Source organism: Micromonospora sp. NPDC005171, from assembly GCF_040608575.1.
In the GTDB taxonomy this organism is placed as follows: Bacteria; Actinomycetota; Actinomycetes; order Mycobacteriales; family Micromonosporaceae; genus Micromonospora.
Map to the genome: position 1 here is coordinate 277075 of NZ_JBEXIM010000004.1, position 20085 is coordinate 297159.

15 protein-coding genes are annotated in these 20085 nt (G+C 73.9%); 5 read left to right on the forward strand and 10 right to left on the reverse strand.

Annotated features, from left to right (window positions below; all coding sequences use genetic code 11):
- Positions 1-53 precede the first annotated feature (53 nt).
- The 7 genes from mnhG to ABZU74_RS09620 all read right to left on the reverse strand — a co-directional run bounded on the left by mnhG (position 54) and on the right by ABZU74_RS09620 (position 6685).
- Complete coding sequence (gene mnhG / locus ABZU74_RS09590) at positions 54-413, reverse strand: monovalent cation/H(+) antiporter subunit G (RefSeq protein ID WP_355420545.1); 360 nt, start codon at positions 411-413, stop codon at positions 54-56.
- The gene (locus ABZU74_RS09595; protein WP_355420376.1) at positions 413-676 is read right to left on the reverse strand and encodes a monovalent cation/H+ antiporter complex subunit F; all 264 of its coding nucleotides are present in this window, start codon (positions 674-676) and stop codon (positions 413-415) included. The genes mnhG and ABZU74_RS09595 overlap by 1 nt, the downstream gene beginning before the upstream one ends.
- Positions 673-1284 carry a Na+/H+ antiporter subunit E gene (locus ABZU74_RS09600; protein WP_355420379.1) on the reverse strand — a complete coding sequence of 204 codons (612 nt, stop codon included), beginning with the start codon at positions 1282-1284 and terminating at the stop codon, positions 673-675. Before ABZU74_RS09600 ends, ABZU74_RS09595 begins: the two co-directional genes overlap by 4 nt.
- On the reverse strand, positions 1281-2786 hold the full coding sequence (locus tag ABZU74_RS09605) for a Na+/H+ antiporter subunit D (protein ID WP_355420548.1): 1506 nt from the start codon (positions 2784-2786) through the stop codon (positions 1281-1283). Before ABZU74_RS09605 ends, ABZU74_RS09600 begins: the two co-directional genes overlap by 4 nt.
- Positions 2786-3265 (reverse strand): Na(+)/H(+) antiporter subunit C, encoded by a 480-nt coding sequence (locus tag ABZU74_RS09610; protein WP_355420381.1) that lies wholly within the window; start codon positions 3263-3265, stop codon positions 2786-2788. Before ABZU74_RS09610 ends, ABZU74_RS09605 begins: the two co-directional genes overlap by 1 nt.
- The gene (locus ABZU74_RS09615; protein WP_355420383.1) at positions 3262-6096 is read right to left on the reverse strand and encodes a Na+/H+ antiporter subunit A; all 2835 of its coding nucleotides are present in this window, start codon (positions 6094-6096) and stop codon (positions 3262-3264) included. The genes ABZU74_RS09610 and ABZU74_RS09615 overlap by 4 nt, the downstream gene beginning before the upstream one ends.
- A 202-nt stretch (positions 6097-6298) precedes the next feature.
- Complete coding sequence (locus ABZU74_RS09620; RefSeq protein WP_355420386.1) at positions 6299-6685, reverse strand: hypothetical protein; 387 nt, start codon at positions 6683-6685, stop codon at positions 6299-6301.
- A 178-nt stretch (positions 6686-6863) separates the two neighbouring features.
- Here ABZU74_RS09620 and ABZU74_RS09625 point away from each other — a divergent pair, with 178 nt between their 5' ends.
- A complete protein-coding gene (locus ABZU74_RS09625) occupies positions 6864-11534 on the forward strand; it encodes an ATP-dependent helicase (protein WP_355420389.1) in 4671 nt (1556 codons plus the stop codon).
- Positions 11535-11553: 19 nt separating this feature from the next.
- On the opposite strand, the gene ABZU74_RS09630 is transcribed toward ABZU74_RS09625, so the two are convergent.
- The gene (locus ABZU74_RS09630; protein ID WP_355420392.1) at positions 11554-12114 is read right to left on the reverse strand and encodes a hypothetical protein; all 561 of its coding nucleotides are present in this window, start codon (positions 12112-12114) and stop codon (positions 11554-11556) included.
- Positions 12115-12214: 100 nt separating this feature from the next.
- Here ABZU74_RS09630 and ABZU74_RS09635 point away from each other — a divergent pair, with 100 nt between their 5' ends.
- Positions 12215-13015: an SAM-dependent chlorinase/fluorinase gene (locus tag ABZU74_RS09635; RefSeq protein ID WP_355420394.1), complete on the forward strand. Its 801-nt coding sequence runs from the start codon at positions 12215-12217 to the stop codon at positions 13013-13015.
- 25 nt (positions 13016-13040) lie between these two features.
- Positions 13041-13283, forward strand: coding sequence for a CPCC family cysteine-rich protein (locus ABZU74_RS09640; protein WP_347815105.1), 243 nt, complete (start codon positions 13041-13043; stop codon positions 13281-13283).
- A gap of 33 nt (positions 13284-13316) precedes the next feature.
- Here ABZU74_RS09640 and ABZU74_RS09645 read toward each other — a convergent pair whose 3' ends face one another.
- A complete protein-coding gene (locus ABZU74_RS09645; protein ID WP_355420398.1) occupies positions 13317-14579 on the reverse strand; it encodes a hypothetical protein in 1263 nt (420 codons plus the stop codon).
- A gap of 109 nt (positions 14580-14688) precedes the next feature.
- Here ABZU74_RS09645 and ABZU74_RS09650 point away from each other — a divergent pair, with 109 nt between their 5' ends.
- Together ABZU74_RS09650 and ABZU74_RS09655 are read left to right on the forward strand one after the other, a co-directional pair.
- Positions 14689-15498: a DNA-formamidopyrimidine glycosylase family protein gene (locus ABZU74_RS09650; RefSeq protein ID WP_355420401.1), complete on the forward strand. Its 810-nt coding sequence runs from the start codon at positions 14689-14691 to the stop codon at positions 15496-15498.
- Positions 15499-15662: 164 nt separating this feature from the next.
- The gene (locus ABZU74_RS09655; RefSeq protein WP_355420404.1) at positions 15663-19274 is read left to right on the forward strand and encodes a hypothetical protein; all 3612 of its coding nucleotides are present in this window, start codon (positions 15663-15665) and stop codon (positions 19272-19274) included.
- A 21-nt stretch (positions 19275-19295) separates the two neighbouring features.
- On the opposite strand, the gene ABZU74_RS09660 is transcribed toward ABZU74_RS09655, so the two are convergent.
- Entirely contained in the window at positions 19296-20081 is a 786-nt protein-coding gene (locus ABZU74_RS09660; protein ID WP_355420406.1) for a hypothetical protein, read from the reverse strand.
- Between the last annotated feature and the right edge of the window lie 4 nt (positions 20082-20085).

The following is a 20085-nucleotide window of genomic DNA, read 5'->3' on the forward strand; positions in this document are numbered from 1 at the left end:
TGGGACTCCGCTGGGGGTGGGCCGAAGGAGCGGATCGTCCGGTTCACCGGTCGTCACGCCGGCCCCGCCGACCCGCCGCCTGGTCCGCGTTCGGCCAGCTCGTCCGCGTCGAGCAGGCTCCGGTCGAGCCGCCCCGACCGGTACGCGGCCCGGCCGATCATCTGCGCCGCGACCGGCGCTGTCGACAACTGGAAGATCGCCACCAGCAGGATCATGCCCAGGTCCGTCGGGGACCGCAGCCTGAACGCGATGCCCAGCAGCAGCAGAAGCACCCCGAGCACCTGCGGTTTGGTGGCCGCGTGCATCCGGGACAGCGCGTCCGGGAAGCGCAGCACGCCGATCCCGGCGGCCAGGCTGAGCAGCGCGCCGGCCACCAGACAGCCGGCGCCGAGCCAGTCCGCGATGGTGGCGATCACTGCTGCTCCCGGACGGCGAAGCGGACCAGCGACACCGAGCCCACGAAGCCGAGCAGGGAGAGCACCACCAGCACGGGCAGGGTGCTGGCGTGCCGGTTCACCGCCGCCTCGGCGCCCACCGCGCCGACCATCGTGGCGAGCAGCATGTCCGCGGCGATCACCCGGTCCAGCAGCGACGGGCCCCGGTAGAGGCGGGCCAGCGCGAGGAGCGCGGTGACCGACAGCAGCACGGTGAGGACGACGGCCAGCAACGTGGTCACGGGCGGGTTCCCTTCTGCGGTGACGTGGTCTCGACGCGGTGCAGTTCGGCGGTGGAGCCCACCGCCCGGACGATCCGCCGCTCGACGGCGAGCGTGCGGTCCCGGGACACGTCCAGGTCCGCCGGGCCGTGGGTGTCCAGGACGTGCAGGTAGAGCGTTCCGGCGTCCCGATCCACCTCGAGGATCAGCGTGCCCGGCACCAACGAGACCACCTCGGCGGTGAGCGCCAGGTTCAGGTCGGTGGGCACCCGCAACCGGACCGCGATGATCGCCCCGCGCGGCCGGTAGCCGGGCTGCACGGCGATCCGGGCGATGTGCAGGCTCGCGCTGACCAACTCGACGACGAACCGGCCCGCGAACACCAGCAGCGCCCGTGGTCGCAGCCGGCCGCCGAAGCTGACCGCCGGCAGCGGGAAGAACACCAGCACGGCTCCGCCCACCAGCAGGCCGCCCACCAGGTTGCCCCAGGTGATGTCGCCCCAGAGCAGGTTCCAGACCAGCACCAGCCAGCCCAGCGCCACCGCCTGGTCCCGCCAGCGCCCGAGCCGGCCGCGCCCAACGACCGCGGGCCTGGGGGCGTCGGGAGCCGGCTCAGGGGGGCCGGTCACGGCACGCCGCCGGGCAGCACGGCACGCACGTACGGGGTACGCAGGCGCAGGTCCGCAGCTGCGTCGGCGGTGACGTCGAAGAGCGGACCGGCCAGCACGGTCAACGCCAGCCCGAGGGCGACCAGGGCAACGGTGGCGCCCACCATCAGCCTCGGCAACTGGACTACCGGCGCGCTGGTGGCCAGCCGGGGCGCACGCCAGAAGGCGATGTTCCACACCCGGGACGCCACGTACAGGGTGAGCAGGCTGGTCAGCGTGCCGGCCGCGACCAGCACACCGGGCAGCGGCCCGCCGACGGCCACCCCGGCCTGGAGCAGGCCGAGCTTGCCGAGGAAACCGGAGAACGGTGGCACTCCGGCGAGATTCATGGCCGGGACGAAGAAGAGCACACCGAGCAGCGGCGCCACCCGGGCCAGGCCGCCGATGCGGCGCAGGTCGGTGCTGCCGGCGCGCTCCTCGACCAGCCCGGCGACGAGGAACAGCGTGGTCTGGATGGTGATGTGGTGCACCACGTAGAAGATCGAGCCGGACAGGCCGGCGGCGGTACTCAACGCCACCCCGAAGATCATGTAGCCGATGTGACTGACCAGGGTGAACGAGAAGAGGCGCTTCAGGTCGGACTGGGCCACCGCACCGAGGATGCCGATCACCATGGTCAACCCGGCGAGGACCATGAGCAGCACGTGGGCACGCCCACCGGGAAACAGCAACGTCTCGGTGCGGATGATCGCGTAGACGCCCACCTTGGTGAGCAGACCCGCGAAGACGGCAGTGACCGGGGCCGGCGCGGTGGGGTAGCTGTCCGGCAGCCAGGCCGACAGGGGGAAGACCGCCGCCTTGATCGCGAAGGCCAGCAGCAGCATCAGCTCCAGGGCCAGTCGGACGCCGCCGGGCAGGTCGTCGAGGCGCTGAGCGAGCTGGGCGAGGTTGAGCGTGCCGGTGGCCGCGTACACCAGACCCACCGAGGCCAGGAAGATCATCGAGGAGAGGATGCTGACCACCACGTACGTCGACCCGGTCCGGATCCGGGTCTCGGTGCCCCCAAGGGTGATCAACACGAAGCTGGCGGCCAGCAGGATCTCGAACCCGACGAAGAGGTTGAACAGGTCACCGGCCAGGAACGCGTTGGTGACGCCGGCGGTGAGCACCAGGTACGTCGGGTGGAAGATCGACACCGGCGAACTCTCGCTCGTGTCGCTGCGCCCCTGCCCGATCGAGTAGAGCAGCACGCAGAGGGTCACCGCCGAGGAGACCACGAGCATCAGCGCGGCCAGCTGATCGGCCACCAGGACGATGCCGACCGGCGGCGGCCACGCCCCGACCGCCACCACCACCGGCCCGTGCCGGTACGCCTGCACCAGGAGCAGCACCGCCACTGTGAGCGTGCCGCTCAGACACAGCACGCTTGTCGCGCGCTGGAGTCGGGGATAGCCGGCCAGCAGCAGGGTCAGCGCCGCACCGAGCAGCGGCACCACCACCGGCAGCGGCACCAACGTGTTGATCACGAATCATCCCCGCGTCGTAGCCGTCGGCGGGCCGGCTCGGGATCGACCTGTTCCGGGTCACCGTTCGGACCCTCCCCACCGCGATCGACGGCACCCACCTCGTTGCGTTCGGCCCGGCCGATGATCTGCCGGTCCTCCAGGTCGTCGGGGACCTCGTCGTCGCCGGAGAGATACCAGCTGCGGTATGCCACCGCGAGCAGGAACGCGGTGAACCCGAAGGTGATCACGATGGAGGTCAACACCATCGCCTGCGGCAGCGGATCACTCATCCGCTCCACCGGCCCCGTGCCGACGATCGGCGCGCCGCCCGACCGCCCGCCCAACAGGATCAACAGGTTCACCCCGTTGCCGAGCATGATCACCCCGAGCAGGATCCGGGTCAGGCTGCGCTCCAACAGCAGGATCACCCCGCACCCGACCAGCACCGCGACGGCCACCACCAGCACCAACGTCGGCCCCGCACCGCTCGCCGTCATGCCCGGTCCCCCTTGTTGACGGCCAACCCGCCGGTGGCCGTTCCGGTGGCCTCGATGTGCCGGTCCACCTCGGCACCGAGGCTGCGCAGGATGTCCAGCACCAACCCGATCACGACCAGGTACACGCCGATGTCGAAGAAGATCGACGTGACCAGGTGGGCGTCGCCGATCAGTGGCAGGGCCTGGTCGATCTTCGCGCTCTCCAGCACCGACCCACCGACCAGCAGCGCCACCACGCCGCTTCCCACCGACACGGCCAGCCCGGCGCCGAGAATCGCGCCGGCACCGATCGGCGCCGCCTCGGTCAGCTCGTACCGGCCGCCGGCCAGATAACGGACCACCAGGGCGAGACCCGCCACCAGCCCGCCGGCGAACCCGCCGCCCGGCGCGTTGTGCCCGGAGAAGAGCAGGAACAGGGAGAACAGCACCACGGTGTGGAAGATCAGCCGGATGACCACCTCCAACACGATCGAGCGGCGCTCCTCGTAGAGGGTGGGACCACCGCGCAGCCACACCGGCCGGCCGCCCCCACCCGCCCGCTGGTCCGACTCGGGCCGGCGCGGCCGCGGCCCGGTGCGGGAACGCTCGAAGATCAGGCTCGCCACCCCGGTCGCGGCCACCACGAGCACCGCCAACTCACCCATCGTGTCCCAGGCCCGGATGTCGACAAGGGTCACGTTGACCACGTTGCGGCCGTACCCCTGCGCCACCGCCAGATCCGGGAAGACGGTGGAGATGTCCGGCGCCCGGCGGGCGCCGACGGCGGTGAGGGCCAACCCGGCGGCCACCGCCCCCGCCGCCACACCGATCGTTCGACGGGCCCACCGGGTACGACGCAGCGGGCGGGCCGAGAACCGTTGGGGCAGGCGACGCAGCACCAGCACGAAGACCGCGATCGTCGAGGTCTCCACGAGAAACTGGGTGAGCGCCAGGTCGGGTGCTCCGTGCAGCACGAACAGCATCGCCGTGCCGTAACCGGTCATGCCGACGAGCAACATCGCGGTCAGCCGGCGACGGGCGCCGACCGCCAACACCGCCGCCACCGCGATCACCACCACGACCACCGGTTGCAGCGCGCTGTCCCAGAGCGGAATCCGCGCCCGCCAGGGGCTGGCGGAAAGCATCGCCGTACCGGGCACCAGCACCAGGCTGACCAGGATGATGCCCAGATACTGCGGCAGGGAGCCGCGCTGGGTCGCGCTGGTGACCTCGATGGCCAGCCGGTCGAACCGGCCGATGATCCACTCGTACCCCCGATTGCCGCCCACCGGTGACCGAAGCCGCTCCAGCACCGGGGCGAGTGGCCCGCGCACCGCGAAGAGCACGCCGCCGCCGACGAGCGCCAGCACGGACAGGCCGAGCGCCGGGGTCGGTCCGGCCCAGAGCGCCAGGTGCGCGTCGACCCCGCCGAGCAGATCGGCGTACGGGCGCAGCAGGTGGTCCAGCACGCTCGCGGCCGGACCGGCGAGCAGGCCGACACCGGCGAGGACAGCGGGCGGGACCAGCAGCGACGCGGCGATCGAGCCCGGCGGGACCGGTGCCACACCCGGCCGGTCGGCGAACGCGCCCCAGAGGAAACGGGCGCTGTACGCGACGGTGAGCACCGTCCCGGCGACCAGGCCGGTGAGGAGCACCGGTTGCTCGGTGAACGCCCCGAACACCGCCTCCTTGGCCACGAAGCCGACCAGCGGCGGCACCCCGGCCATCGACGCCGCGGCCAGCACGGCGACCACGAACAGCGGCCGGGACCAGTGCCGCAGCCCGGACAGCTCGCGCAGGTCACGGGTGCCGGCACCGTGATCGATGATGCCGACGACCAGGAACAGCGCCGCCTTGAACAGGGCGTGCGCCAGCAGCATCGCGGTACCGGCCAGCGCGGCGTCCGGGGTGCCTGACCCGGTCACCGCGACCAGCAGGCCGAGCTGACTGACCGTCCCGTACGCCAGCAGCAGCTTGAGGTCGGTCTGACGCAGCGCGGCCCAACCGCCGAGCAGCATGGTCGCCACACCGGCGACCTGCACCACCGGCCGCCACGGGCCGACCGTGGCGAGGACCGGCGCGAGCAGCCCGACCAGGTAGACGCCGGCCTTGACCATGGCGGCGGCGTGCAGGTAGGCGCTGACCGGCGTGGGCGCCGCCATCGCGACCGGCAGCCACGAGCTGAATGGCAGCACCGCCGACTTGGACAGCGCCCCGGCCAGGATCAGCAGCACGGCGCCCACCAGGTACCCACCGCCGGGCAGCTGCTGCGCGCTGATCTCCGACCAGCGGTAGGTGCCGGCGTGCTCGCCCAGCATGATGAAGCCGACAAGCATGGCGAGGCCGCCCAGCGTGGTGACGGTCAACGCCTGCGCCGCCGCCCAGCGGCTGGACCGCCGTTCGGTGCTGTGCCCGATCAGCAGGTACGAGAAGATCGTGGTCAGCTCCCAGCCGACGTAGAGCAGCAGCAGGTCGTCGGCGAAGACGAGGACGAGCATCGCGCCGGCGAAGGCGACCAGGACCGCGGCGAACCGCGCCAGCCCGGTGGAGCCGGCGCTGAAGTAGCGGGCGCTGTAGACCAGCACCAGCGCGCCGACGCCGCCGATCAGCAACGTCATCAACCAGGAGAGCGTGGTGAGCCGGAACGCGATGTCGAGATCCAACTGCCGGATCCACGGGTACGTCTCAACCACCGCGCCGCCGTGGGCGACGGCCGGGGTGCGGGCCACCGCCCAGCAGAAGGCGGCGGCCGGCGCGAGCGCCAGCGGGTAGCACGCGCGCGGACCCCACCAGCGGACGAGCAGGGGCGCGGCGAGGGCCGCCACGAGATGGAGGATGAGCAGTACCAGCACCTGCACTCCCGATCGACATGGCCGACGCCCGTGGCAGCGGTGGCGCCTAGCAGCGATCAGACGCCAGTTCGCTCCACACCGGGCGGTTTTGCCGGAATTCGCCAGAGCCCCGCCCGACCCAAGGCCCTTGATCAACAGATGTGCGCGTCCAGGCCCGCCTTTCCGACGCGAAGCCCTTGATCGACGCGGCAGGGCGGGCGGGTCAGCGCAGCAGGGCGCTGTTGAGGGGCTGCGCGTCGTCGGGTGCGGGGCGGTCGTGGCGCAGCTCGGCCAGCAGGTCGGGGCGGCCGAGTTGGCGGGCGACCCGGTCGACCACCCGCTCGGCGGCGGTCAGCGACCGCACCGACAGCAGGCGGCCACGGCTCTCACGACGCAACACGAAGTAGTGGACGGCAACGCGGACCTGACCCCGGTCGGCGGCGCTGGCCTGGGCGGTGCAGAGGACCAGTTCGCGCAGGCAGCGGGCGAGGCGTTCGGCGAGCTCGAGCTCGGGGCCGTGCAGGCCGGTGCGGAGCGCGGCGAGGTGGCTGTCGACCTTGCGAATCAGCACGTCGGTGCCCGGTTCGACGGTGCGCGGCTCGCCGGCCATCAAATCCCCTCACCCCGGTTCGCGTTGCGAGTGAAGTTACTTTATGTTGCTCCTTGGAAGCAAGCAGTTAAGTGAGACTTAACGTATTAAGCGCACGTTCCACGCTTTTTGCCTTTTGCTGGTTCATTCCGTCGTGAGGTCGCTCGTGGATGTCGGACCGGCGGGGCACGATGGATCGGTGACCGGGGCAGACGCAGACGCCGGCGCGGTGCTCGCCGGGTTCGGCCCGGCCACCCGCGCCTGGTTCGACAACGCCTTCGCCGCCCCGACCGCCGCGCAGACCGGCGCCTGGCGGTCGGTCGCCGCCGGTCGCAACGCGCTCGTGGTGGCGCCCACCGGCTCGGGCAAGACGCTCGCCGCCTTCCTCTGGTCACTGGACCGACTCGCCCGCGAGCCGGCTCCGACCGAGGCCCGCCAGCGGTGCCGGGTGCTCTACGTCAGCCCGCTCAAGGCCCTCGCCGTCGACGTGGAACGCAACCTGCGCGCCCCACTCGCCGGCATCCGGCAGGCGGCCACCCGGCTGGGCGTCGCGCCGCCCGACATCACCGTCGGGATGCGCACCGGCGACACCCCCGCCGACGAGCGACGAGCCTTCGCCCGCACCCCGCCGGACATCCTCATCACCACACCCGAGTCGCTGTTCCTGCTGCTCACGTCCGCGGCGCGCGACTCGCTGCGCGGCATCCAGACGGTGATCGTCGACGAGGTGCACGCGGTGGCCGGCAGCAAACGCGGCGCCCACCTCGCCCTCTCTCTCGAACGCCTCGACGAGCTGCTGCCCGCCCCGGCCCAACGCATCGGCCTCTCCGCCACCGTCCGGCCGATCGACGCCTGCGCGCAGTTCCTCGGCGGCGCCCGCCCGGTCGACGTGGTCCAGCCGGCCACCCCGAAGACCATCGAGGTCAGCGTCGAGGTCCCGGTGGAGGACATGACCCGCCTCGACGAGCAGGAGCAGCCACCGGAGGACGACCTCGGCGGCCCCGGCCCACGTCGGGCGTCGATCTGGCCGGCCGTGGAGGAGCGGGTCTTCACCCTCATCGGGCAGCACCGCTCGACAATCGTCTTCACCAACTCCCGGCGCAGCGCCGAGCGCCTCTGCGCCCGGCTCAACGAGCTGGCCGCCGAGGCGGTGGCCGCATCCGCGTCGGACGAGGGCGCGATCGGCGTACCCGAGGGATTGCCGGCGGGCGACGACCCGGCGGGCCACGGCGACCCGGCGTCCGGCGCGCAGCGCTGGGGTGGCCCCGCCGGTCCGGTGCGCAACAGGCCGCCGGCCGAGGTGATGGCCCAGTCCGGCGCGGCCACCGGCGCGGCGCCGGTGATCGCCCGCGCCCACCACGGCAGCGTCTCCCGGGAGGAGCGCAAGCACATCGAGGAGGCGCTCAAGTCCGGTCAGCTCCCGGCGGTGGTGGCCACCTCCAGCCTGGAGCTCGGCATCGACATGGGCGCTGTCGACCTGGTGGTGCAGATCGAGGCCCCGCCGAGCGTGGCCGCCGGGCTGCAACGGGTTGGCCGGGCCGGGCACCAGGTGGGCGCCGTCTCCCGTGGGGTGGTCTTCCCCAAGCACCGCGGCGATCTGCTCTCCTGCGCGGTGGTCGCGGAAAGGATGACCGACGGCGCGATCGAGGAGCTGCACTACCCGCGCAACCCACTGGACGTGCTGGCCCAGCAGATCGTCGCGATGGTGGCGTTGGAGCCGTGGGCGCTCGGCGACCTGGCCGTGCTGGTCCGCCGGGCCGCGCCCTTCGCCGAGCTGCCCGACTCGGCGCTGCACGCCGTGCTGGACATGCTCTCCGGCCGCTACCCGTCCACCGCCTTCGCCGAGCTGCGCCCCCGCCTGGTCTGGGACCGGGCCACCGACCTGCTCACCGGCCGGCCCGGCGCGCAGCGGCTCGCGGTGACCAGCGGCGGCACGATTCCCGACCGGGGCCTGTTCGGGGTCTTCCTGGCCGGCGCCGAGCGGGCCGCCCGGGTCGGCGAGCTGGACGAGGAGATGGTCTACGAGTCCCGGGTCGGGGATGTCTTCCTGTTGGGCTCGTCCTCCTGGCGGATCGAGGAAATCACTCCTGACCGGGTGCTGGTCTCGCCCGCCCCCGGGCAGGCCGCGCGCATGCCGTTCTGGAAGGGCGACCAGCTGGGTCGGCCGGTGGAACTGGGCCGGGCCATCGGCGCCCGGGTGCGCACCCTGCTGCGACAGACCGACGAGGCAGCGCTGGCCGCGCTACGCGACGGCGGGCTGGACGACTGGGCCGCCGGCAACCTGATGGCCTACCTGCGCGAGCAGCGGGAGGCCACCCGCTCGCTGCCCGACGACCGCACGGTCGTGGTCGAGCGGTTCCGCGACGAGCTGGGTGACTGGCGGATGGCCGTGCACAGCGTGCTCGGTGCCCGGGTCAACGGGCCGTGGGCCCTCGCGGTGGGCCGGCGGCTGGCCGAGCGGTACGGGGTGGACGCCCAGGTGATGCCCTCCGACGACGGCATCGTGGTGCGACTTCCGGACACCGCCGACGAGCCCCCCGGCGCCGACGTGGTGGTCTTCGAGCCCGACGAGATCACCCAGCTCGTGGAGGAGTCGGTCGGCACCTCCGCCCTCTTCGCCGCCCGTTTCCGGGAGTGCGCAGCCCGGTCGCTGCTGCTGCCGCGCCGCGACCCGCGCCGCCGCCAACCGCTCTGGCAGCAACGGCAACGCGCCGCGCAGCTGCTCGACGTCGCCCGCGAATACGCGGACTTCCCGGTCACCCTGGAGGCCGCCCGGGAGTGCCTTCAGGACGTCTTCGACCAGCCGGCGCTTGCCGGGCTGATGCGCGACCTGGCCACCCGGAAGGTGCGGCTGGTCGAGGTGGAGACCAGCGCGCCGTCCCCGTTCGCGCGGTCGCTGCTCTTCGGCTACGTCGGCGCGTTCCTCTACGAGGGCGACGCCCCGCTCGCCGAGCGACGCGCCGCCGCACTCGCGCTCGACTCCACGCTCCTCGGCGAGCTGCTCGGCCGGGTCGACCTGCGGGAGCTGCTCGACCCGGCGGTGCTCACCGAGACCGACCGGCAGCTGCGGTGGCTGACCGAGCAGCGCCGCCCCCGCGACGCCGAGGACGTCGTCGAGCTGCTGCGGGTGCTCGGTGACCTGAGCGACGCCGAGCTGACCGAGCGGGGGGTGCCGCAGACGTGGCTCAGCGAGCTGGAGGCGACCCGCCGGGTGCTGCGGGTCCGCATCGCGGGCGAGCAGCGCTGGGTGGGCGTCGAGGACGCCGCCCGCCTGCGCGACGCCCTCGGCGTGGCGCTGCCGATGGGGGTGGCCGAGGCGTACCTCGCCCCGGTGGCCGATCCGCTCGGTGACCTGGTGGCCCGCTACGCCCGCACCCACGGGCCGTTCGCCGCGGCCAGCTGCGCGGCCCGGTTCGGCCTCGGCGTGTTCGTCGTCGAGCAGGCGCTACGCCGGCTCGGCGCCACCGGGCGGGTGGTCTCCGGGGAGTTCACCCCGGATTCGGCAGGCGCCCAGTGGTGCGACGCCGAGGTGCTGCGGATGCTGCGCCGCCGCTCGCTCGCGGCGCTGCGCCGGGAGATCGAGCCGGTGCCGCCCCGGGCGCTGGCCACGTTCCTGCCCCGCTGGCAGCAGGTCGGCTCGTCCGCCCGAGGTGTCGAGGCGCTCGCCGCCACCGTGGAGCAGTTGCAGGGCGCGGCGGTGCCGGCGTCCGCCCTGGAGCGGTTGGTGCTGCCCGCCCGGGTCGCGGACTACTCCCCCGCCCAACTCGACGAGCTGTGCGCGAGCGGGGAGGTGCTCTGGGCGGGGTCGGGCGCGATCTCCGGAGGCGACGGCTGGGTCACCCTGGCGTACGCGGACGCCGCGCCCCTGCTGCTTCCGCCGCCCGACGAGGCGTTGACCCGTACCCCGCTGCACGACGCGGTGCTCGACGCGCTCGGCGACGGGCAGGCGCTGTTCTTCCGTCCGCTGGCCGACCGGGTCGGCTCGACCGACGACGCCGCGCTGACCGCTGTGATCTGGGACCTGGTCTGGGCGGGGCACCTCAGCAACGACACCCTCGCCCCGCTGCGCGCGGTGCTCGGCGCGGGCGGCGCGCACCGTTCCCGGCCGTCCGCCCCCCGCACCCGTTACCGGCGGCCCGGTCGGGTGGCGCTGCCGACCCGGGGTGGCCCGCCGACGGTCGCCGGCCGCTGGTCACGTCTCCCGGAGCGGGATCTCGACCCGACCCGGCGGGCCGCCGCGCTCGCCGACCTGCTGCTGGAGCGGCACGGGGTGGTCACCCGTGGGGCGGTGATGGCCGAGCAGGTGGTCGGTGGGTTCTCGGCGGTCTACCCGGTGCTGTCGGCGCTGGAGGAGCGCGGCGCGGCCCGCCGGGGCTACTTCGTCGAAGGGCTCGGCGCGGCGCAGTTCGCCGTACCCGGTGCTGTGGACCGGCTGCGCGCGCTGGCCGAGCCGACCGACGGCGCCCGGGGGCGGGGCTCGGTGGCCACCGTGCTGGCCGCGACCGACCCGGCCAACCCGTACGGCGCGGCGCTGCCCTGGCCGGAACGGGTTGTCGACTCCGGCGACGGCGCCGCCCCGGCGACCGGGCACCGGGCCGGGCGCAAGGCGGGCGCCCTGGTGGTGCAGGTCGGCGGTGACCTCGTCCTCTACGTCGAACGCGGCGGCCGAACGCTGCTCTCCTTCACCGACGACACCGACACCCTCGCCGCGGCCGGCAAGGCGCTCGCCGACGCCGTCCACTCCGGGGCGTTGGGTGCGATGTCGGTGGAGCGGGCCGATGGTGAGGCGGTGCACTCCTCGCCGCTGCGGGACGCGCTGACCACCGCCGGCTTCCGGGCCACTCCCCGCGGCCTACGCCTGCGGGGCTGACCCGCCCTCCTGCTCGCCCTCAGCGCAGGCCGTTGAGCACCTTCTCGTAGCGCGGGCGGTCGGCGGCGGGGGTCTTCGCCTCCAGGTAGTTCAGCACCACCGCGCCGCGCTGGTACGACTGGCCGCTCCAGGTCTCCGCGATGTCGCTGGCGCTGGTCTCATCCGGGAACACGTAGACCGTGACGGCATCAGTGGCCATCAGCTCGGAACAGCCCAGGCCGAGGCCGTCCGGCCCACAGTCGACCGAGCGGTCCTTCGGGTGCGGCACCTTCAGGCCGGCGGCCCGGAACGCCTCGATGACCTGCTTGGCCCCGGGGGCACTGGTCGGACGCTTGGGCAGCACCACCGGCGGCGGACTGGACGGCCTACGCTCCGTCGTGCCCTGCGCGGTGGGGGCGGAGGGCGGAGTCGCACCGTCGGCAGAGGGCGCGGCCTGCGGCGTCGGCAGACCGGTCGGGGCCGCCTCGGACGAGACGGACGGGGTCGCGTTCGGTGTGCCGTCGTCGTCACTGCCGCAGCCGGCGGTCAGGGCGACCGCGACCAGCAGGATTCCGAGCGCGGGGAGGTTCCGAGTTGTCACCAGGGCAGTCTGCCCAACATCATCCGCCGACGGGAGGGGCCGGTCGGCCACTGCACTGTCCCGTATCCGCCAGCACCCGTGGTTCTACTAGCCTGCGGGCATGTCCGCCGTGCCCTGGATCTCGCTCACCACCGACTACGGCCTCACCGACGGCTTCGTGGCCGCCTGCCACGGGGCCATCGCCCGGATCGCGCCGGCCGCCCGGGTGATCGACGTGACCCACCTGGTGCCGCCGGCGGATGTCCGGCGGGGTGCCGCCGTGCTGGCGCAGACCGTGCCGTACCTGCCGGTGGGAGTGCACGTGGCGGTGGTCGACCCGGGCGTGGGCACCGCCCGACGGGGTGTCGCGCTGGGCACCCCGGGCGGGTTGCTTGTCGGCCCGGACAACGGCTTGCTGCTGGACGCGGCCACCGCGCTCGGCGGGGTGACCGACGCGGTCGAGCTGACCGAGCCGCGCTGGCTGGCCACCCGGGTGTCCGACACGTTCCACGGCCGGGACGTCTTCGCACCGGTGGCGGCCCGGCTGGCGCTCGGCGCGCCGCTGGCCGAGGCGGGCCCACCGGTCGACCCGGCTGGGCTGGTGCGGCTACCGAAGCCGACGGTGAGCCGGGACGCCGAGGGCTTCACCGCCGAGGTGCTGACGGTGGACCACTTCGGCAACGTCCAACTCGCCGCACCGGCCGAGCTGCTCGATCCGCTGCCGGCCGACGTCCGGGTGGGTCCGCCGGGACCGACGCCGGCCCGTGCGGCGGTGCACGGGCGGACGTTCGGCGACGCCCCGACCGGTGGCCTGGTGGCGTACGTCGACTCGGCCGGTCTGGTGGCGGTCGCGGTCAACGGCGGGCGGGCCGCGGACCTCCTCGCGGTGTCCCCGGGAGACCTCCTGCGGGTATCGGGCTGATGTTCGACTGTGGAATGCTTCTCCGGTGGGTGAGCATGTGGTTCCTGTAGGCTGTCCCTGCTGTGCATCCCGGACCGGCGGGGGGACCTGCCCCGTCTGTTTCTGGACCGACGACGGCCAGACCGACGCCGACGCCGACACCGTCCGCGGTGGCCCGAACGGCGACCTGAGCCTCACCCACGCCCGCCTCAACTACGCCGTCTACGGCGCCAGCCACCCGCGCTACCAGGACATGGTGCGCACGGCTCGCCCCGACGAGCGCCCCTGACGCTGGCGGGGCGCCCGACGGGGTGAGCATGGCTCAGCAGGCCGGCACGCTGCCGCCGTACACGGTGGAGATGTACGCGTGGCTGACGTACTGGCCACTGGCCAGGCGGTTCCAGCGGGTGGTGGTCCGGTAGGGGCCGGCGACCGACTGGCCGGTGACGTAACACTGGATCGGCACGTGGGCCAGCCGGGCGGCGAGGCCGCGTGTCGCGTACGCCGTGCTGGCCCCGGTGCGGATGTTGAGCGGCCCGTCGCCGACCACACCGCGCGGCCCGCCTCCGGTCCACAGGTAGGCGACGTCCACCCAGGCGTTGGTGGTCAGCCGCAACCCGTCCCAGAACGTGCCGTCGGCCAGGTCGACGCCGGCCGGGTTGAGCACCGTCCGCCCGAACTGGTCCCGTCCGCCGTTGTAGCCGGACTGGTACGCGGCCTGCGCCTCGGGCCGGCCCTGCGGCAGGTTCTTCCAGTTCTCCCGGACCGATGACGGGTTCCAGTAGTCGTCGCGGGTGTTCCACGGCCCGACGTCCCAGACCGGGGCGTACTCGCAGCGGGAGCCGCTGGTGGTGCAGACCCGCACTGTGTAGTCGCCGGTGTTGAGCGGGGAGAGACCCCGCCGCGACGGCAACGCCGCGAAGTGGTCCCGGGGTTGCACGGTACGGCCGTTGGCGGTCACCTCACCGACCAGCCCGATGCGGGTGGCGTACACCCGGTAGGTGAGGCCGGGCGTGGCGGCGGACACGGCGGCGTTCGCGTCGGCGGTGAGCTGCACGGCCCGGACCGTCGCGGTGGCGCCGCCGTTCGGGGTGGTGAGCACCACCCGGGTCTGCACCCGGGTGACGGGCCGGTCGAAGACCGCGCCGGCGGTGGCCGCCCGCCACTCCGTCCAGCCGGCGGCCCGCCAGCCGCGGACCTGCGCCTCCACTGTCGCCCCGGTGGGGACCGCGGCGCTGATCTCGGCCCGGACCCGGGTGGCCGGCCGGGCGAGGGTGCGGGGAGCGGTCAGCAGCATCCCCTCGGCGAGCGCGCTGTGCGGGCTGCGGGCGCCGCGCCCGGTGGACCGGGCCTCCCGCAGACGTAGGCCGGCGGCGGTGCGCCGGACATTCACGTCGTCGCGGTCGACGATGGTGAGGTCGGCGGTCCACCGTTCGTCGCCGGGTGCGGCGGCGACGAGGGTGAGCGGGGCACCGCTGGACCCGACCGGGACGGGGCCGGTGGCGGGTAGGAGTGCTGCGACGAGCAGGAGGGCGAGGGTGGCGATGAGGGCGACGGATGGGATACGACAACGGGGTCGCGTCATGGGCATTCTCCTCAGAACCCCCTGACCTTCGCATGTCGGGAGATCAGGAGGAACCTGAGTACAAATAGCGACACATGCGAATCTTGCTCGAAAGAGGGAGGATGGCAGGGTGCCCGAAGGCGACACCGTCTGGAACACCGCGCGCGTGCTGCACCGCGCGCTGGCCGGCGCGCGGATCACCGGCAGTGACTTCCGGGTGCCGCAACTGGCGACCACGGACCTCACCGGCTGGACCGTCCGCGAGTCGGCCAGCCGGGGCAAGCACCTGCTGCTGCGGCTCGACGCCCCGACCGAGGAGCACTGGACCCTCCACTCCCACCTGCGGATGGACGGCGCCTGGCGGGCGTACGCCCCGGGGGAACGCTGGAGCGGTCGGCCCGCGCACCTGATCCGGGTGGTGCTGCGCAGCCCCGGCGCGGTCGCGGTCGGCTACCACCTGCACGACCTGACCCTGGTGCCGACCGGCGAGGAGGACCAACTGGTCGGCCACCTCGGGCCCGACCTGCTCGGCTCGGACTGGGACCCGGCCGAGGCCGTCCGTCGGCTCGCCGGCCACCCGGAGCAAACCATCGGCGAGGCGCTGCTCGACCAGCGCAACCTGGCCGGCGTGGGCAACCTCTACAAGTGCGAGGTGCTGTTCCTGCGCGGCGTGTCACCGTGGACCCCGGTCGGCGGGGTGCCCGACCTGCCGGGCCTGGTGGCCCTCGCACAACGGCTGCTCGCCGCCAACCGAGGCCGGTGGACGCAGAGCAGCACCGGCTCGCTGCACCGGGGGCAGACCAGCTACGTGTACGGCCGCCGCGCCCAGCCCTGCCGCCGCTGCGGCACCGCCATCCGCAAGGAGGAGCTGGGCGAGCGGGTCACCTACTGGTGCCCGGTCTGCCAGCCCGAGCGTCCAGGTCCGGCATCATCCGGCTGACCAGGCTCCCGCCAGACGAGACACATGGCAGAAACGGACGATTGGGTAATTCCTAACCGGCCGCCGGAGTCGCATGCTGCGGTTGAGCGCTCACCGACCGTCAGCAGAGTGCCGAGGTTCCCACGCCGGGGTGGCGGACCTCGCGCCCCGAACCGGGGAGAGTCATGGCGATGTTCCGCAGACTCCGCTCCACCTTCTTCGAGCGGACCACCCGCGACACCGACGCCGACGGCCGGGCGGCGTCCGTGCCGGCCGCGCGTACCGCCGAGGAGGCCGTTGTCACGCCGAGCCTGGACCCGGCCGTCGTGCCCCGCTACTTCGGCCCGGTGCCGAACTTCGCCCACAGCCCCCGCCCGGCGCGGGACCCCGACGGGCAGATCGCAGCCGGCACCGGGCTGCGCAAGTTCATCGACCCGTTGCCCCTGCCCGGCCAGCCGGGCCACGGCGATCTCGGCAGCCACCTGCCGGCGGCAACGCCGGACGCCATCAGCTACCCGGGCTGCGACTACTACGAGATCGGCCTCCAGGAGTACGCCCAGCGGCTGCACCGGGACCTGCCGGCCACCCGACTGCGCGGCTACCGGCAGCTCAACCTCGGCACCGACCCGGCCGGACACAACACTGTGGTGCCTCCGGAGCGACAGTGGCACCTCGGGCCGGTGATCCTCGCCCGTCGGGGTCGACCGGTCCGGGTGAAGTTCATCAACCAGCTCCCCACCGGTCGGGCCGGCGAACTGTTCCTGCCTGTCGACGACACCGTCGAAGGGGCCGGCCTCGGCCCACTGGACGGACCGGCGCCGTACCCGCAGAACCGGGCCGTCCTGCACCTGGCCGGGGCGCAGACCGGCTGGACCAGCGCGGGCAACCCGGGGCAGTGGATCACGCCGGCCGGGGAGATCACCCCGTACCCGACCGGGCCCGGCCTGGCCCACGTGCCGGACATGCCGGCGCCCGGCGCCGGGGCCACCACGCTCTACTTCCCGAACGAGCAGAGCGGCCGACTGCTGTGGTTGCACGACAACACCCTCGGCCTGGCCCGCCTCACCGTCTACGGCGGACAGCTCGCGCTCTACCTGCTCACCGACCCGGCCGAAGACCAGCTCGTCGCCGACGCGGTGCTGCCGGCCGACCAGCTGCCCCTGGTCATCGAGGACAAGACGTTCGTTCCGGACGACACCCAACTCGCCGCCGAGGACCCGACCTGGGACCGGGAACGCTGGGGCGCCCGGGGCAGCCTCTGGCACCCGCACGTCTACCAACCCCGGCAGAACCCGTACCGGTCCGGCGGACGCAACCAGACCGGCCGGTGGGACTACGGCCCCTGGGCCCGCAACTCCGCCCCGGACGACGCCCACGCCGACGGCTGGGTGCCGAACCCGTACCACGACCCGGTCGGCGCCCCGGACGAGCCGCCGCTGAGCCCCGGCGTGCCGCACCCGTCGGCCGTCCCCGAGGCGTACGGCGACACCCCACTCGTCAACGGCGTCGCCTACCCGTACCTGGAGGTGCTACCACGCGCGTACCGGTTCCGGATCCTCAACGCCTGCCTGGACCGCAGCCTCAACCTCCAGCTCTACCGCGCCTGCTCCGACGCGCCGATGTGGACGGCCGACGGGGCGCTCGCCGACCCCAACGCCGGTGAGGTGCCGATGGTGCCCGCCGCGCGGGCCGCGGACCGTCCGGACGGGTGGCCGACCGACGGACGCGACGGCGGTGTGCCGGACCCCCGCGCCGCCGGCCCGGAGTTCATCCAGATCGGCAACGAGGCCGGCCTCCTGCCGGCGCCGGTGGTGCTGCCGAACCGACCGATCGGCTACCGCTACGACCGGCTCGACCCGACCGTGCTGAACGTCGACGGGCACACCCTGCTGCTCGCCCCGGGCGAACGGGCCGACGTGCTCGTCGACTTCTCCGCCGTGCCGGCGGGCAGCACGCTGATCCTGTACAACGACGCCCCGGCCCCGCTGCCCGGCTTCGACCCCCGCTACGACCAGCACACCCACGCCCCGGACCGCAGCGCCGAGGGTGGCCCACCCCCGACCCGACCGGGGTACGGCCCGAACACCCGCACCCTGCTCCAGTTCCGGGTCACCGGGACGCCCGCGCCGCCGTACGACCTGAACCGGCTACGCGAACGGCTCCCCCAGGCGTACGCGGCCAGCCAGCGCCCGCCGATCGTCCCGCAGCCGGCGTACGACCCGGCGTTCGGCACCCGGACCGCGGCGCAGACGACGGTGCCGGTGCACGCCACCACCGTGACATTCACGCCGACGGCCGGCACCGGGCCGGTGACCCTGCCGATCGCGGTCAAGGCCGCACAGCAGATCTTCGAACCCGACCATGGCCGGCTGGCGGGCCGGCTCGGCGTCGGGCACCCGCACGCCGGGCCGCTCAACCCGACGACGCTGCCGCTCGGTGCGACCGACCCGGTCACCGAGGTGCTCTTCGCCACCGACCCCGCCGTGCCGGTGGGCGCGCCCACCGACGGAACGCAGCTCTGGCGGATCAGCGGCAACGTCCGGCAGACCGAGCCGTTGCACGTCGGCGGCTGCGACGTGCAGGTGATCAACCGGGTCGGCTGGGACGGCACGCTGCGCCTCCCGCACGGCACCGAGCTGGGCTGGAAGGCAATCATCCGGGTCAACCCCCGGGAGGACGTGGTGGTGGCGCTGCGCCCGGTCGCGCCGCCCCTGCCGTTCAAGCTGGGTGACAGCGTCCGGCTGCTCGACCCGGGTCGGCCGGCCGGAGCGCGAACCGGGTCGACGCCGGTCAGCCCGGCCGACGGGCGACCCGCCACTGTGGTCAACCAACTGGTCAACCTGGGCTGGGAGTACCGCTGGCACAGCCAGCTCGCCGGCCACCGCGACGGCGGGATGAGCCGACCGCTGGTGCTGCGGGTGGCGCCGAAGGCACCGACCGGGCTGACCGCCACACCGGTGCCCGGCTCCGCCACCGCGCTACCCGCGATCACGTTGGCCTGGACCAGCAACGGTGGACGACCGCCCGCCACCAGCCACCTGCTGCAACGGGCCACCGACGCGACCTTCGGCGGTGAGGTCACCACCATCACCGTCGCGGCCGCCGCCACCCGGTACACCGACGCGACGGTCACCCCCGGAGTGACCTACCACTACCGGATCCGGGCGGAGAACGCGGTCAGCTACTCGTCCTGGTCGAACGGCGTGCCCGCCTCGGTGCACCTGGCCGCGCCGAGCGGTCTGGTCGCGACGCTCCCGCCGGCCGCGCCGCTGCGGGTGGCGCTGCGCTGGATGAACCGCTCGTTCGCCACCGGTATCGACGTGCAACGGGCCACCAACCCGACGTTCACCAGCGGCCCGGGCACCACGGCGATCGGGGTCGGCGACAACCACCTGGACGCGACAGTGGCACCCGACACCACGTACTACTACCGGGTGCGGACCACCTACCTGGGCGCCGCCTCGGCGTGGTCGACCGTCGCCACTGTGACCTCACCTCCCGCGCCGGGCACCCCGACCGGGGTGAGCGCCACCGCCAGCGCACCGGGCCCGGACACCGCGACGGTGATCCTGGCCTGGGCGGCGAGCACACCCGGCGGCCCGGGGTCCGGGTTCACCGTGCAGCGGGCGCTCGACCCGGCCTTCGACCGCGAGGTGGCCACCTTCACGGTGACCGGCCGCGGCTTCACCAACACGGGACTGGCCCGGGGCGTGACCTACCACTACCGGATCCGGTCGTTCAACGTCGTGGGCACCTCGCCGTACACCGGTCCGGTCCTGGTGACGACACCACAGTGACCGGCCCGGGGGCGTGCGCCGTCAGCGCGTCGGCGCGCGCAGCGGGGTGCCGACGGCCCGCAGCTCGGCAAGGGCCCCGGCCACCCCGTGCAGCAGGTCGGTCGCCTCGGTGAGCCGGTCGGCGGCCGGGTGGGCGGTCTCCGGTCGGGAGTCCTCGGCCAGATAACCGGCGGCGGCCACCACCAGCCGCTCGTACGCCGCCACCCCGCCCTTCAGTTGAGCCGTGAGCGCGGCGTGCGCCTCGGCCAGCGGGGGCCGGGCGTCGGTCGGGGCGAGCCGCAGCGCGCGTTCGACGCTGGCCACCCGTGTGGCCAGTTCGCGCAGCGAGCGGTCGGCGGCGGCGGCCTCCAGCACCGCCGGCTCGGCCAGCCCGGTGAGCCGGGGGGCCATCCCGGCCAGGGTGAGCGCCGCCCGGTCCAGGCGGGCCCACTGCTCCCCGGCGCTGGTGCCGCGCAGAGCGATCCGGGAGCGGACCCGACGCACCTCGGCCAGCACGCCCGGGCCGACCGGCAGCCGCTCGACGGCGGCGATCAACCGGGCCCGCGACCGGGCCGCCGCCTCGGCCGGGTCGAGCGCGGGAGGCGCCGGCTGGGCGGCCAGGGCGCGCACATCGATCCAGCGCCAGGCGGCGAGCGCCACCGCACTGCCCGCGGCGCCGGCCCAGGCCGCGTCCGGCAGACCAAGGCCGGCGTACGGAGTCAGCACCACCGCCGCACCGCCGAGCCCACCGGCAAGCACACTCCACCGTCGGGCCGACCGGCGCAGCCGACCCAGCCTCCGGAAGTACCGCGTCCGCTCGTCTGCCACAGTG

Excerpts from the sequence above, each read along its gene's own strand:
- ABZU74_RS09610 (WP_355420381.1), bottom strand. The coding sequence starts at position 3,265 with ATGACGGCGAGCGGTGCGGGGCCGACGTTGGTGCTGGTGGTGGCCGTC.
- ABZU74_RS09620 (WP_355420386.1), bottom strand. The coding sequence starts at position 6,685 with ATGGCCGGCGAGCCGCGCACCGTCGAACCGGGCACCGACGTGCTGATT.
- ABZU74_RS09635 (WP_355420394.1), top strand. The coding sequence starts at position 12,215 with ATGTCCGCCGTGCCCTGGATCTCGCTCACCACCGACTACGGCCTCACC.
- ABZU74_RS09645 (WP_355420398.1), bottom strand. The coding sequence starts at position 14,579 with ATGACGCGACCCCGTTGTCGTATCCCATCCGTCGCCCTCATCGCCACC.
- ABZU74_RS09655 (WP_355420404.1), top strand. The coding sequence starts at position 15,663 with ATGGCGATGTTCCGCAGACTCCGCTCCACCTTCTTCGAGCGGACCACC.